13 protein-coding genes and 1 other RNA gene are annotated in these 14,455 nt (G+C 65.3%); 7 read left to right on the top strand and 7 right to left on the bottom strand.

The genetic code is table 11. From position 1 onward, the window contains the following. Nucleotide 1 precedes the first annotated feature (1 nt). The 3 genes from kdpC to ATE59_RS17920 all read left to right on the top strand — a co-directional run bounded on the left by kdpC (nt 2) and on the right by ATE59_RS17920 (nt 2,275). Nucleotides 2–589 (top strand): potassium-transporting ATPase subunit KdpC, encoded by a 588-nt coding sequence (gene kdpC, locus ATE59_RS16720; RefSeq protein WP_058813395.1) that lies wholly within the window; start codon nt 2–4, stop codon nt 587–589. A 9-nt stretch (nt 590–598) separates the two neighbouring features. Beyond that, nucleotides 599–1,291, top strand: a complete 693-nt coding sequence (locus ATE59_RS16715) for a response regulator (protein WP_058813394.1) — start codon at nt 599–601, stop codon at nt 1,289–1,291. A gap of 150 nt (nt 1,292–1,441) precedes the next feature. Continuing rightward, a complete protein-coding gene (locus tag ATE59_RS17920; protein ID WP_197409197.1) occupies nt 1,442–2,275 on the top strand; it encodes a hypothetical protein in 834 nt (277 codons plus the stop codon). 114 nt (nt 2,276–2,389) lie between these two features. Here ATE59_RS17920 and ATE59_RS16705 read toward each other — a convergent pair whose 3' ends face one another. Further along, on the bottom strand, nt 2,390–4,444 hold the full coding sequence (locus ATE59_RS16705) for a S46 family peptidase (RefSeq protein WP_058813393.1): 2,055 nt from the start codon (nt 4,442–4,444) through the stop codon (nt 2,390–2,392). 177 nt (nt 4,445–4,621) lie between these two features. Between ATE59_RS16705 and ATE59_RS16700 the strand changes: the two genes are divergently transcribed. Continuing rightward, nucleotides 4,622–6,493 (top strand): M1 family metallopeptidase, encoded by a 1,872-nt coding sequence (locus tag ATE59_RS16700; RefSeq protein ID WP_058813392.1) that lies wholly within the window; start codon nt 4,622–4,624, stop codon nt 6,491–6,493. On the opposite strand, the gene ATE59_RS16695 is transcribed toward ATE59_RS16700, so the two are convergent. The 4 genes from ATE59_RS16695 to ATE59_RS16680 all read right to left on the bottom strand — a co-directional run bounded on the left by ATE59_RS16695 (nt 6,490) and on the right by ATE59_RS16680 (nt 11,530). Continuing rightward, on the bottom strand, nt 6,490–7,863 hold the full coding sequence (locus ATE59_RS16695; RefSeq protein ID WP_058813391.1) for an efflux transporter outer membrane subunit: 1,374 nt from the start codon (nt 7,861–7,863) through the stop codon (nt 6,490–6,492). The two genes, ATE59_RS16700 and ATE59_RS16695, sit on opposite strands and share 4 nt — an antisense overlap. Continuing rightward, entirely contained in the window at nt 7,860–9,047 is a 1,188-nt protein-coding gene (locus ATE59_RS16690) for an HlyD family secretion protein (RefSeq protein WP_156416829.1), read from the bottom strand. The genes ATE59_RS16695 and ATE59_RS16690 overlap by 4 nt, the downstream gene beginning before the upstream one ends. Further along, on the bottom strand, nt 9,044–10,726 hold the full coding sequence (locus ATE59_RS16685) for an MFS transporter (protein ID WP_058813390.1): 1,683 nt from the start codon (nt 10,724–10,726) through the stop codon (nt 9,044–9,046). The genes ATE59_RS16690 and ATE59_RS16685 overlap by 4 nt, the downstream gene beginning before the upstream one ends. A 186-nt stretch (nt 10,727–10,912) precedes the next feature. Next, nucleotides 10,913–11,530, bottom strand: coding sequence for a cation transporter (locus tag ATE59_RS16680; RefSeq protein WP_003047320.1), 618 nt, complete (start codon nt 11,528–11,530; stop codon nt 10,913–10,915). A 107-nt stretch (nt 11,531–11,637) separates the two neighbouring features. Here ATE59_RS16680 and ATE59_RS16675 point away from each other — a divergent pair, with 107 nt between their 5' ends. Next, nucleotides 11,638–12,048, top strand: a complete 411-nt coding sequence (locus ATE59_RS16675; protein WP_003047323.1) for a MerR family transcriptional regulator — start codon at nt 11,638–11,640, stop codon at nt 12,046–12,048. A gap of 90 nt (nt 12,049–12,138) precedes the next feature. On the opposite strand, the gene ssrA is transcribed toward ATE59_RS16675, so the two are convergent. Further along, nucleotides 12,139–12,497: a transfer-messenger RNA gene (gene ssrA, locus ATE59_RS17670) on the bottom strand. Between the two features lie 58 nt (nt 12,498–12,555). Next, complete coding sequence (gene mscL, locus ATE59_RS16670) at nt 12,556–12,978, bottom strand: large conductance mechanosensitive channel protein MscL (protein ID WP_003047324.1); 423 nt, start codon at nt 12,976–12,978, stop codon at nt 12,556–12,558. Between the two features lie 118 nt (nt 12,979–13,096). Here mscL and ATE59_RS16665 point away from each other — a divergent pair, with 118 nt between their 5' ends. Then, nucleotides 13,097–13,699 carry a LemA family protein gene (locus ATE59_RS16665; protein WP_003047327.1) on the top strand — a complete coding sequence of 201 codons (603 nt, stop codon included), beginning with the start codon at nt 13,097–13,099 and terminating at the stop codon, nt 13,697–13,699. Nucleotide 13,700: 1 nt separating this feature from the next. Then, on the top strand, nt 13,701–14,455 hold a 755-nt coding region (locus ATE59_RS16660), incomplete at its 3' end, for a TPM domain-containing protein (RefSeq protein ID WP_231737473.1).

Genomic DNA, 14,455 nt, shown 5'->3' with positions numbered 1-14,455 from the left:
CATGTTTTCCGAACTCAAATCCGCCCTTCGTCCCGCGCTCGTGCTGACCGCGCTTTTCGCTCTCCTCCTCGGTCTGGTCTATCCGCTCGCGCTGACGGCTATGGGCCAGCTCGTCTTTCCGGAGCAAGCCAATGGCAGCCTCGTCCGCGACGGCTCAAAGATCGTGGGGTCGAAGCTGATCGGCCAGAGGTTCCTGGCCGACGCCTATTTCCACGGGCGCCCCTCGGCCGCCGGCGCCGATGGTTATGATGCTGCCGCTTCCTCGGGGTCGAACCTCGGTCCGGCGAGCAAAGCGCTCGCCGATCGCGTCGCCGCCGACGTCAAGGCGCTCACTGCAACGGCACCGGGCCGCCCTGTCCCGCCCGACCTGGTGACGACCTCCGCCTCGGGGCTGGACCCCCACATCAGCCCCGAGGCGGCTTTTTTGCAGATTGCGCGCGTGGCGAAAGCGCGCGGCATCGACGACGCCAGCCTCCGGGCACTGGTCGAGGCATCTGTCGAACACCCGCTCGCAGGAATCCTTGGCGAAAGGCGCGTCAACGTGCTGATGCTCAATCGGGCACTCGACGCGCGCTTCCCGACGAAATAGGCAGGCTGAATGGTGCCACCGGCAAAAATCCTGATCATCGAGGACGATGCTCATATCCGGCGGCTGCTGCAGGCCACGCTGCAACGCGCCGGTCATCAGGTGATCGAAGCCGACAGCGCCAGGCAGGCGATGGCGCTGTTCGACATCGAGCGGCCCGATGTCGTGCTGCTCGATCTCGGCCTGCCCGATCGCGACGGGCTGGAATTGATCGAGCCGCTGCGGCTGCGCTCGAACGCCACGCTGATCGTCGTATCGGCGCGCGAAAACAGTGCCGAGAAGGTGACGGCGCTGGATCTGGGCGCCGACGACTATGTAACCAAGCCCTTCGATACCGAGGAATTGCTCGCCCGCATCCGCACGGCCCTGCGCCACCAGCGCGCGGCCGCGTCGGGCGAGGAACCCACGGTCGTGGAGGCAGGCGCGCTGCGAATAGACCTTGCGCACCGCCGCGTCTTTCGCGGCGCCGAGGAGGTTCATCTGACCCCGAAGGAATATGGCGTCCTGGCCGAGCTTGCGCGCCGCCCTGACCGCGTCCTGAGCCACACCCAATTGCTGACCTCGGTGTGGGGCCCGGCACAGGCCGATCGCGTGGAATATCTGCGGATCGTCGTCCGCGGACTGCGCCAGAAACTGGAAGAAGATCCGTCGCAGCCGAAGCGGATCGTCAACGAACTGGCGGTGGGGTACCGGCTGCGGACTTAATCTGGCCGGTCGCGGACTGACAGCCCGGACGGAGCCATCGGACGAAAAAAGCCGGGACGAACCTACCGGTACATTTGAACTATACCGCTCGGCCCGCCCCTGTGTTAGCCGCAACTTATCTTAATTGCGCGGATCACGGCTTGGACGGACATGCTGCCATTGTATTTTCAAGCGGAAATGCCCATGAAATTTCCAAAGAGATTGAAGCGCAGATGGACGCAGATTCTTCTGACTCTTCTATCATTCTGTTTCTGGCCGCAAACCGCTCATGCCGAGCATCTATGCGCCGGAAGGTCCAACGAATACACCATCAGTGAAGTCTATGATCAAACCGGCAACATCGTCGAATATTGGTGCGAATGGGGGTCAGACGGCAACCAAGGCGCGGCGATGCGATATTATTCGCCTGAAGAATGGGCGGCATTCGCCAAGCATGGGGCGGAGGTTGAAGCCGCCAATTCAGAGCAACGCAAACTGATAGGTCAACGATATCGTCAGCTTCAGGAAGGCCTGTGGTTTCTGCCTGGCGAGGAACCCTTCGCCGGATGGTCGCCCGAACCAGCTTCCAGTTCACAGCGTGCCACCGAAAAAGGGAAAGCGGATAAGGATTGCACCGTCAGCTATTGGACACCTGCCGGCGCCGTGATCATGTCGGCCCTTGAAGGCAGGAACGGTCCCGCCGTCATCCAGTATATGGGTTACAGCATCCCGGCGCCGGACAAATCCCAGTCGAGGGCGTTTTCGCTGACGCAGTCCGGGGAAATCCAAACCGTAACGGCTCTGATCTCCAAAGTCGGTCTCCGGAGCAAAACAATGGGCATGGTGAGTTTCGCCGTGCCGAGCGGGGCCATTCTGGTGGGCGCGATCGAGGATATTCAGGATTACAGCCTGGCAGACAATGGCAAGACCATCTTCTCCGGGCAATGGCATGATGGATTGAAGGCGCGCGACGCGCTCGCCCAATGCCTTGCTCAAAAGAAATAGCGACAGGCGAACCGCAGCCCGGCCATGGAAGAGCGTGTGATGCGGCGAGCGACGGTCCACAGTCCGCCGCTCGCCGCAATCGCCGGCATCCCCTGCACCGGGACGCCGGGGCGGCTATTTGCCCGCAAGCTCCTTCACCAGCGCCGGCGCGGGATAGATGGTTTCGAGCGCTTCCTGCACGGCAGCGGTCGAAACGACCACGGTGCGGTTGAGCGTGCCGTCGTAACCGTAATTGCCGCCGAGCGAGTGGATATTGCCGTCGAAGGCGGCGCCGATCACGGTGCCTGCCTTGTCGATCACCGGTGAACCCGAATTGCCGCCGATGATGTCGTTCGTCGTCACGAAGTCATAGGTGACCGCCGGATCGATGGCCGCCTTGTTCGCCGCAAAGGCCGGAGCGACGTCGAACGGCGGATTACCCGTCGCGCGGTCGAAGGTGCCACCCATTGTCGTCGCGATCGGCACCGCATTGCCGCGCTCCATCCAGCCCTTCACCTGCCCATAGGAAATGCGCAACGTGAAGGTCGCGTCGGGATAGAGCGTGTCGCCATAGGCGGCGAAGCGCGCGTCGGCGATCTTGCCGCCGGCGACGGCGAGCGGACCGCCATAGGCCTCGTCGACCGCGTTTTTTAGCGCGCGCTGGCGCGGCGCGAGGCGCAGCGCAAAGCGGATCATCGGATCATCGCTGGCCTCGATCGCGGCAAGCCCGCCATCCCACAATATCTGGCGATAGGCGGGATCGGCGAGCTTCGATCCTTCGACCAGCCGCTTGGCGAGCTGTTCGGGACTGTCCTGACCGAGCAGCAATTTGGTGTCTGGATCGTCGGCGCCCAGATATTCGCGCGCCTTCGACAGGCTCCATTCGAGCGTCAGCTCGTCGAGCCAGGGATAGACCGGCTTCGCATCGAGCAGGCTCTTTTTAGTCAGCGGCAGCGCGCTGTCGGTGTAGCCGGGCAGGCGCTCGCCATTGGGCTTCGAGCGCTCCTGCGCCGCATAGACGAGCGTTTCGGCATAGCCATAAAGATCGCTCATCGGATTGGTGAAGCGCGCCGGCAAATAGAGCGAGCGATAGTCGCCGACCGCCTTGTCGACCGACGCCCAGGGATCGCCGATCGCGGCATTCCCCGCGCTCTTCTCCTTGAGTTCGTCCTCCTTGGCGACCAGTGTCGCGGTGAAGGCCGGGTCGTTCAGCGCCTTCTGGCGGCCGATATAGACTTTCAGGCTGTTTTCGAGCCCGTTGAGCAGATCGAGCCCTTCGCGCTCATGATCCTTGCTTTCCTCCATCGCGCGCAGCAGGCGGCCGCGCAGTTCGGAATAGGTCGTCACCGTGATCGGCAGGCGCAGCTCGCGCTCGAAGGCAAGCTGGCTGGTCGTGTAGAGCCGGCTGGTCGAACCGGGGTTGCCGACGACGAAGGTCATCTCGCCCTCACGCGGCGCGCGCGGGTTCCATTGCAGGTGCGCGGGCGTCACGACCGGCTTGCCATTCTCGTACGCGCGCAGGAAGCTTGCATCGAGCGAATAGCGCGGGAAGTTGAAATTGTCGGGATCGCCGCCGAAGGTCGCGGCGCGATCCTCGGGCGCCCATGCCAGCCGCACGTCGGAATATTTGCGATATTTGTAGAGCTTGTACTGACCGCCGCCGAACAGGGTGACGACCTGGCAGCGCGTCTTGTCGGTGTCGGGACAAACGCTCTTTTCGATTTCGGCGATCTTCGCGTCGCGCGCCTTGGTCAGCGCTTCACCCGCGAGCGATCCCATCGCCGCCTTGATAGCCCCGGTGACGTCGCCGATGCTGGTGACGACCTCGGCCTGCTGACCGGGGCATTTGAGTTCCATGTCGCGGCGGTCGGCGACATAACCGTCGTTGAGATAGTCGGCGCCCGCCTTCGAATTGTCGAACAGGCAGCTTGCGACACAATGGTGGTTGGTCAGGATCAGGCCTTCGGCCGATACGAAGCTTGCCGAACAGCCGCCGGTCAGACGCACCGCAGCCGCCTGCACCTTGCCCAGCCACGCCTGGTCGGGCGCCCAGCCATACGTCTGCTTCACCTGCTGCGCCGGAAAGGCATCAAAGGTCCACATCCCCTCTTCGGCGAGGGCGGGAGGGGCAAGCAGAGCAGCGCCGGCGAGCGCGGCCGCGGCGAACGAAATGGGGCGATATCGGGTCATTGGCAAAATCCATCATTTGAATCATCGACATCCCGCGCCGAAAATGGCCGTGCGGGAATGGCGCGCACCTTGCGCCGGATCGACCGCAATCTCCACCGACAATTTCGCGTTCGCCAGGATTGCTTCGGGCCACCAGCCGGTTGCAGTTTCGTGCGTCGCCGCCTACGCCGCCTTCCCATGCGTATGATCCTGCTCGCCGCCGCGCTGCTCGCCGGCGCCTCGCCCCTCGCCGCACAGACGGCGACCGCCCCTGCCCCCATATTGACCACGCCCGAAGCGAAGGACGTATGGACCCACGCCGATCCCGAGGTCGCCCGCGTCACCCATGTGTCGCTGAACCTCGATGTCGATTTCGCGACCCGCACGCTGGGCGGCACCGCGACGCTCGATCTGCTCGTCGCCAACAATGCCCAGTCGATCGTCCTCGATGCCGACAATCTGGCGATTTCTTCGGTCACCGACGCCAATGGCAAGCCGCTCAAATGGGCGGTCGGCGATGCCAATCCCGAACTCGGTTCGGCGCTGACGGTCGAACTCGATGGCGCGCAGCGCATCGTCTTGACCTATCGCAGCCGGCCGGGAGCCAATGCGCTACAATGGCTGCCGCCCGAAATGACTGCGGGAAAGACCAAGCCCTATCTGTTCAGCCAAGGCCAGGCGATCCTCAACCGGAGCTGGATTCCGACGCAGGACAGCCCCGGTATCCGTCAGACATGGGATGCGACGCTGACCGTTCCGGGCGATCTCGTCGCGGTGATGAGCGGCGAGAAGCTGAGCGGCGACAAGGGCGAAGCGCTGCCCGACGGTCGCCGCCGTTTTCGCTTTCGCATGGACAAGCCGGTGCCGCCCTATCTGATCGCTTTCGCGGTCGGCGACCTTAAATTCCGCTCGCTCGGCCCACGCTCGGGCGTGTGGACCGAAGCGACGATGCTCGACGCCGCGGCGCGCGAATTCGGCGATGTCGAAAAGATGATCGACGCGGCCTCGGCGCTCTATGGCCCTTATCGCTGGGGCCGCTACGACATGCTCGTCCTGCCGCCCTCCTTTCCCTATGGCGGCATGGAAAACCCGATGCTGACCTTTCTCACGCCGACGATCATCACCGGCGACCGGTCGAACACCGACGTCGTCGCGCACGAACTGGCGCATAGCTGGTCGGGCAACCTCGTCACCAATGCGACCTGGTCCGACAGTTGGCTCAACGAAGGCTTCACTACCTATTTCGAGAACCGGATCATGGAGGCGCTCTATGGCAAGGAGCGCGCGGCGATGTATGCCGATCTCGACTGGGACAATATGATGCGCGACATCGACGCCAATGGCGGCCAGACCGGCGCCAAGACCCGGCTGCACGGTGCACCCGGCGACGGCACGCTCGATTATACCAAGGGATCCAACTTCCTGCGCATGATCGAAACGACGGTCGGCCGCGCGCGCTGGGACGCCTATCTCAAATCCTATTTCGACCGCCATGCCTTTCAGCCGCAGACGACCGCGGGTTTCCTGACCGATCTGCGCGAAAATCTGCTGAAGGGCGACCCGGCGCTCGAACTGTCGTTGCAACTCGACCGCTGGTCCTATGCCGCGGGCCTGCCCGACAATGCGGTGCACCACAAGAGCGCGACGCTGGCCGCGGTCGATGCCAAGCTTGCCGCCTTCAACGCCGGCGGTCCGGCGCGCGCCATCGCGCCCGAAGTATGGACGACGCAGCAATGGCTGCGTTTCCTGAACGGTATCCCGCGGGCGCAGAGCGCGGCGCGGCTCAAGGAACTCGACGAAACGCTGGGTTTGTCGGCGTCAACCAACGCCTATGTTCGTTCCGCCTGGCTCGAGCTTGCCATCGCCAACCGCTACGAACCCGCGCTACCGTCATTGCGCCAGTTCGCCGGCACCGTCGGGCGCGGTCTGCTGATCCGGCCGCTCTACACCGGGCTGAAGCGTCAGGGCGCGTGGGGCGATGCGATCGCGCGCGACCTGTTCGCCCGCTCGCGCGCCACCTATCACCCCGCGGTGGCATCGGGGATCGAGAAAATCCTCGCTGGCGATTAAGCCGCCGGGGCGCCGCCGCCGAGCGCCTGATAGAGGGCGACATATGCGTTCAGGCGGTCGGCGCGGAGCTGGATCAGCGCGAGATCGACGCCGAGCAGCGACCGCTGCGCGTCGAGCTGTTCCAGATAGGGCGAATAGCCCGCGCGATAGCGGTTGGTCGCGTGCCGCAGCGCATCGGCCACCGCCGCGCGCTGCGCCATCAGCGCCTGTTCCTGCGCGTTGAGCCGGTCGATCACCGCCAGCTGGTCCTCGACCTCGCGAAAGGCGGTGAGAACCGTCTTGCGATAGGCGAAAGCCGCCTGATCGCGCTGCGCCGTCGCGGCGTCGAACTGGCCTTGCAGTCGCCCGCCCGAAAAGATCGGCGCCAATATACTGCCGCCCACCGACCATATGCTGATCGGATCGCCCAAAGCCGACGAAATCACCGCCCCGGCCGACGCCGCCAACCGGACTTGCGGCAGGAATTGTGCCCGCGCGGCACGCAGATTGGCGTCGGTCGCCGCCAGCGCATATTCGGCCTGCGCGATGTCGGGCCGCCGCCGCACCAGGTCAGACGGCAGCACCGCAGGCACCGGCGGCACGGCGAGCGCGGCAAAACCTTCGCCACGCGCGATTGCATGCGGCGTATCGCCGACGAGCAGCGACAGGCCGTTTTCCTGCCGCGCGATTGCCGCCTCGATCGCCGGGATCTGCTGCGCCGTCGCCTGATATTCGGCCTCGGCCTGTCGCAGTTCGAGCTGCGAGGTATAGCCGGCCTCGGCGCGGCTGCGCGCGAGCCGGAGCGCCTCCGACCGCGAGGTCAGCGTCTCGGCGAGCAACTGCCGCCGCGCATCGAGCGCGAGCAAGGTGATATAACCACTCGCCGCCGCCGCACTGACCGACAGCGTCGCCGCCTCGCGCGCCGCCGCAACCGCCGCCGCATTGGCGCGCGCCGCCTCGCGCGTCGCGGCATTGCGGCCGAACAGGTCGATCTCGTAGCTTGCCTGGAACACCGGCTGCGCGGTGAAGCTTTCGGTTGGCTGGCCGAAGGCGTTGACGCTGCGCGCCTCGGCCCCCTGCCCGCTCAGCGACAGGTTCGGCCACAGCAGCGACCGTGCGACGCGCTCCTGCGCCCGCGCTTCGGCAACGCGCGCCGCCGCGATGGCAAGATCGCTGTTATTCGCGCGCGCCTGTTCGACCAGCGCGGTCAGCCGCGGGTCGCCGAATGCCGACCACCAGCGGCTGTCGATCGCCGCACCGTCCGTCGGCAGCGCAGTGCGCCAGTCGGCGGGCGGTGCGACCGCGCTCGCGGCGGGCGGCGGCGTCAGCGCGGGCGCGCAGCCCGCCAATGCCAGCGCCAGACCGGCAAGCGGCAAGGGGAGCGGCCTCATTCGCCGCGTCCGGTATGAACCGTCGCCACCACCGACATGCCGGGGCCGAGCCGCTCGGCAAGCTTCTGCTTCGGATCGATGCGGATACGCACGGCGATCCGCTGCGGCACCTTGACGAAATTGCCCGATCCGGTGTCGGGTTTGATGATGCTGAACTCGCTGCCCGCCGCGGGGGCGATATTTTCAACCACGCCCCTCAGCTCGGCGCCGCCCAGCGCATCGACGCGCAGCGTCGCGCGCTGGCCGACGCGGATGTTCGCGGTCTGCGCTTCCTTGAAATTGGCGACCACCCAATGTTTCTGGGGCACGAGATACATGAGCTGGGTGCCCGGGCTGACGAGCTGGCCGACGCGGACCGACACTTCGCTCAGCTTGCCCGCGCGCGGGGCGCGAACGATCGTGTTCTGAAGATCGATGTCGGCCAGCCCGCGCGCCGCCTTTGCATTGGCTACCCCGGCCTCCAGACCGCCGCGCCCGACGCTCACCGATCGCACCTGCTCCGCGGCGATCGCGCGCTGCGCCTCGGCCTGCCGCACCGCCGCTTCGGCCTGGCGGAGCCCCGCGAGCGTCTGGTCACGTTCGCGGATCGACACCGATCCTTCGCCGACCAGATCGTTGACGCGGCGCATATCGGCCTGGGCACGGGCGAGCTGCGCGCGGGCGTTGGCGACCGCCGCCTCCTGCGCCTTCACCTGCGCTTCGGCCGAGCGCCTGCTCTGCGCGCTATTGTCGAGCGAGGCGGTCTGCGCGGCAATATTGGCGCTGCCCTGCGCAACGCGCTGGCGGTAGATGCGGTCGTCGATCCGCACCAGTTCCTGCCCCGCCGCGACAGTCTGGAAATCCTGCACCAGCACCGCGGTCACATAGCCGCCCACCTGCGGCGCGATGATCGTCGTCTGGCCGCGCACATAGGCATTGTCGGTCGTCTGGCTGTTCGCGCGGAAGGGCGGTAGTCCCCAGGCGTAGAGAATGGCGAGCGCGCCGACGAGGATGATCGCGCCGAACAGGATGATCCGTCCGCGCGAACGCGGCGGCGCCCAGCCATCGGCCGGCGCGTCGGCGGGCCGTTCCGCCGGGGTCGGATCGGCAGCAGCCGGTGCCGGGGTCGGCATCGGGTCCGGCGTCGGAGCCGGTGCCGGCGTTTCGGGCGCGGGCGGCGCGCCTTCCTGTTTGTCGTCGCTCATTGATTTTGCGCCCTCAGTTTCTGCAAGACTTCAAGTTCCCGTGCCAATGGATTGATTCCGCGGCGTCGATCATAAACCCAGCGCGCGAACATCGCGACGAAGGCGATCGCCGACAGGCTGCCGATCACGACGAACACGTCGTTGAATGCCAGGATCGTCGCTTCGCGCGCCGCCTCGCGCACCACCTGCCCCGCGGCGGTCGCGCTGCGCAGCGCCGGGTCGGCGATGCTGCCGGTCAGACTCGCCGCGATCGCGTTGATCCCCTGCGCCAGTTCGGGGTTGGTCGTCGACAGGGTTTGCCCCAGCGTCATCAGATGCGCCTTGGTGCGCAGCGTGTGAAAGGCCGATAGCGCCGCAACCCCGGCAAGCCCGCCGATCGTCTGCGACAGGCTGAACACCGCCAGAAAGCTGACCATATAGGCAGGGCCGCGCGAAATGGCGCGCAGCAGCCCTTCGAGCAGCAGCGGCCCCATCACATAGACCGCGGCGAAGGCGATCGCGCCTTGCGAGAAATACAGGTTCACCGGCCCGGTGCGCAGACCCGAATGGGTGTCGAGGAACGCGCCGACGGTGATGACGGCAAGCGCGACGAGGATCGGCCGCCGCAGGTCGGTCGGGTCGAGCCGCGCGATCGACAGCACCGCCCCCATCAGCGTCGCGAACGACAGCACCGCATAATAGGCGACAAGCTGATCGTTGACGAGGCCGGTAGCCGACAGCAGCCCGCTCGCCCCGAAATTCTGTTCGGACGTCAGCACGCGGACCAGTGCGCCGGTCAGCGCGAATTTTATGAGGTTGCGACTGCCGATCCAGCGCGTGTGGAGCATCGGATTCCGGCGATAATGTTCGATCAGGAAGGCGGTGCCGATCAGCACCACCGACGCCGCCAGCGCGCCGCCGAGCCACGGCGTCGACCACCAGATGATGCGCCCCTGCACCAGAAAGGCGCAGAGCAGCCCGACGCCGACCGCCAGGATCGGAAAGGTGATGAGGTCGAGCTTTTCGAACGAGCGGATCGTTTCGCCCGGCGGGAGCTGCAATATGTTGACCGCACCGACCGCGACGAGCGAGAGCGCAAATTGCAGCACGAACAGATTGCCGATGTCCCCGTCGGCGAGCAACAGCGGCGATACGGCGCGCGCTAGCGGAATTGCCACCTGTCCCAGCCCGATGCCGAGCAGAAAGCCCGCGATCCGCATCTTCGCCGGCAGGCCTTGCATCATATAGAAGGCGGCGAGCGTCGACAGCCCGCTCGCGGCGATCCCCGACACGCCGCGCGCGATCAGTTCCATGCGGTAACCGGCATCGAAAAGCTGGACGAAATTGGCAATCAGGAGCGCGATCATCGTCGCGCGCACGAAACGCTGAATGCCGAATTGCTGGCGCGACTTGTAGAGCAGGATGCTCATGCACGCATTGGTCATATTATAGGAGACGGTGACCCAGCCCGCATCTGCGGGCGTCAGGTCGAGATGCCCCTGCAGCACCGTCAGATTGGCGATGAGCAGGCCGTTCTGGAAACCGCCGACGATCGCAAGATACAGGCCGATGACGAAATAGCCGACCTTGCGCCCGACGGGATGGTCCGGCGACGCGGGCGACCCAGGCATGATCGGGCGTTCGTGCGGCTTGAACACATAGGCGCCGCCGGCTGCCGCGGGCGCTGCGGGATCAGCCACGCGCGTGCCTCCATCCTGCGCGCGGCCGTCGGCACGCGCGCGCCGGGCCGAAGTGCAAGGCGCCCCTGATCCGCATCCTGTGCGCCACAATATGCTCCTGACCGGCGAAGGCAAAGCGGGGAAATGCTTTGCCGCCAGTTCGGTTCCGCGCGGCGCATACGAATGGCACCTATAGGGCGGCGCGCGTCAGGCGGCGGTGAGATCGCGGCGCGCGTGGCGGAAGACCTCCGCGCTGCCCCATATGGCAAGCAGCGCCATGATCGCGGCCACCAGAAGGTCGGGCCAACCCTGCCCGGTGCCGAACACGCCGAGCGCCGCCCCCATCACCGCCAGATTGCCGATCGCATCGTTGCGCGAGCATATCCACACCGAGCGCATATTGGCGTCGCCGGTCCGGTAGCGATAGAGCATCAGCGCGACCGCGACATTGGCGGCGAGCGCGACGACGCCGATCATCCCCATCGTTTCGGCATGCGGTGCGCTGCCGTCGATGAAGCCCCAGATCGTCGAGCCCAATATCCACAGCCCGAACGCCAGCATCGTCGCAGCCTTCAGCATCGCCGCGCGTGCGCGCCAGGCGATCGCCATGCCGGCGACCGTCAGGCTGATCGCATAATTGGCGCTGTCGCCCAGAAAATCGAGCGCATCGGCCTGCAGCGCGCGCGAATCGGCTGCGACGCCCGCGACGATTTCGACGAGGAACATCGCCCCGTTGATCAGCAGAGCGATCCACAGGATGCGCCGCCACATGGGGTCGTTCAGCGCGGTCGCTCCGCTTTTTCCGGCGCAGCATTGATCGGCCATCGCCTGCATCTCCTTCCGTCTCGGCCGCCGCAGGAATTGCCGGGCGGCCGCTTGGTTCTTCGAGTCGGCATCCTATATGCACCCTGTAGCAACTACAGGGTCAAGTGATGAAGATCGGCGAACTGTCGCGTGCCACCGGCACCAACATCGAAACCATCCGCTATTATGAGCGGATCGGCCTCCTCACCGCCCCGGCGCGGACCGAGGCCAATTACCGCAGCTATGGCGACGCGCATCGCGCGCGGCTGCGGTTCGTGCGCCACTCGCGCGAACTGGGCTTCACGATCGACGAAATCCGCTCGCTGCTCGACCTCTCCGATCATCCCGAACGCGACTGCGCCGACGCCGACCGCATCGCGTCCGCGCATCTGGAACAGGTCGAGGCGAAGATCGCACAGCTTTCGGCGCTACGCGACGAGCTGACCCGCATCGTCGGCCGCTGCCGCGGCGGCTTGGCCGGCGATTGCCGGGTGATCGAGGCGCTGGGCGATCATGGTCAATGCGACGGCGCGCATTGATAAGACACGGTCGCAGGGGCGACGCGAGAGGCGGCAGCTGAAAAAGGGAAAGGTGGGACGATTCTGTTGCCCGGCTCGTCCCCAGCCGCTGGTATCCGATTCTGTTGCCCGGTTCGGTCCGAACCGCGTTCTATTTGTCTAACCTTAGGCCGTGAGGCTTATCGGTTAGGCAGCAAGAGCGAGTGCTTCGTTATCGTTAGCACCTATTGGTTTTGAGCCTTTAACGGGTTACTCAGCCCGGAAGAAAACATCGTCTTTGAACACACGTCGATCCTGGTTCGGCCCCGTCAGAAGCCCGCGCACCCCTTCGAAAAGGACGCGGGCTTGTGGTGGAGCCGCCGGGTACTGCCCCCGGGTCCGCTGTGTCTATTCCACGACACCATTTATCCTCATAGCCGGTCGAAACCGGCCCTTCCCATATAGGAAGCCCGCCCGCACTTTGGAAGAGCGCAGGCGGGCCTTTCGTCCTGAATCGACACCGGACCCACGCCGACGCGCGATGAAATGCTATTTCTTGCGCAGTTCGTCGCGGATTTCGGTAAGCAGATCGACCTCGCTCGGCCCCGCGGGCGCTTCGGCCGGCGCTTCCTTGCGCACCACCTTGTTCACCGCGCGCACGAGCAGGAAGATGATCCATGCCAAAATCAGGAAGTTGATCACCGCGGTGATGAAGGCACCATAGCCGATCATCGCGACGCCCGCCTTTTTCAAGGCGGCATAGTCGGTCGCGGCGATGCCGTCGGGAATGCTGCCGAGCAGGATGAACTTGCTCGAAAAATCGACTCCGCCGAACAGCCAGCCGACGAGCGGCATGATGACGTCCTCGGTCAGCGATCCGGTGATCGTCGCGAACGCGCCGCCGATGATGACGCCGACCGCCAGATCGATGACATTGCCGCGCGCGATAAATTCCTTGAACTCGTTCAGCATCTTATTGCTCCCCGAACTGCTGATCCTGCCGTCATGGTGGTGCGCCGGTCATTGCGCAAAAGCAAGGGGCATCCTATTATGTGTATTGTTGCGGCAAAACGCCGCCTGAGGGAGCCTGATGACCATGTCCTATCGTTCCGCCCGCTGGCTGATTGTTCCGGCCGCCGCGATGAGCCTGTCGGCCTGCGGCATCAACAGCGTTCCGACCAAGGAAGAAGCCGCGAAGGCCAAATGGGCCAATGTCGAAGCCGCCTATCAGCGCCGCGCCGACCTGATCCCCAACCTCGTCGAAACCGCCAAGGGTGCCGCGAAGATCGAGCAATCGACGCTCGAAGGCGTTATCCAGGCGCGCGCATCGGCAACGCAGGTGAAGCTGAGCACCGACGACTTGGAAGACCCCGCGAAGGTTCAGGCCTTCCAGCAAGCGCAGGGCAATGTGTCGAGCGCACTCGGCCGCCTGCTCGTTACCGTCGAACAATATCCCGAGCTCAAGAGCCAGGCGCGCTTTGCCGACCTGATGACCCAGCTCGAGGGAACCGAAAACCGCATCAACGTCACGATCCAGGACTATAACGCCGCGGTGCAGGACTATAACACGACGATCCGCACCTTCCCCGACATCATCGGCGCCAAGATCGTCCACGGCGCCAAGCCGATGACCCCCTATAAGGCGGTCGATCCCAACGCGAACGTCGCGCCCAAGGTCGATTTCGGTCAATAAGGTGGGCCTGATCGCCCAGCTTCGTTCCATAGCAACGGCGGCCCTCTCCGGGCTGCTGTTGCTGACGGCCGCGCCCGCGGCGGCGCAGGATTTCCCCAAGCTCAGCGGGCGCGTCGTCGATCAGGCGGATATCATTCCGGCGGCCGAGGAAGCCAATCTGACGGTCCAGCTCGAACAGCTGGAAAAGACCACGGGGCACCAGCTCGTCGTCGCGACGGTGAACAGCCTCGATGGCAATGACATCAGCGACTATGGCTACAAGCTCGGCCGCGCGTGGGGCATCGGCGGCAAGGAGAATAACGACGGCGTCGTCTTCCTGATCGCCCCCAACGAACGGCGAATGAACATCTCGGTCGGCTATGGGCTTGAACCCGTGCTGACCGATGCGCTGTCGGGCCGGATCATCCGCGACGTGGTGACGCCCAAATTCAAGGCCGGCGACATGCCCGGCGGCATCCAGGACGGCGTGAACGCGATCGCCGAGCAGATCCAGCTGCCGCCGGAGGAAGCCGCGGCGCGCGCCGCGAAGGCCGCGAAGGCCGAGCGCGACCGCGCCGACAATGGAAATATCGGCGGGCTGATCTTCGTGGCCTTCATCATCTTCTTCTTTTTCATCCTGCCGATGCTCGGCGCCTTCGGGCGTCGCGGACGGCGGCATCGCAAGCATCGCCCATGGGGCGGCGCCCCGATCATCATCTGGGGCGACAATGACTGGGGCGGCGGTTCGGGTGGCGGCTGGGGCGGTGGTTCCTGGGG

This window comes from Sphingopyxis sp. A083 (genome assembly GCF_001468495.1).
GTDB lineage: Bacteria > Pseudomonadota > Alphaproteobacteria > Sphingomonadales > Sphingomonadaceae > Sphingopyxis > Sphingopyxis terrae.
The sequence above is the reverse complement of the archived record's forward strand: the minus strand, read 5'-3'. Positions and strand labels throughout refer to the sequence as shown.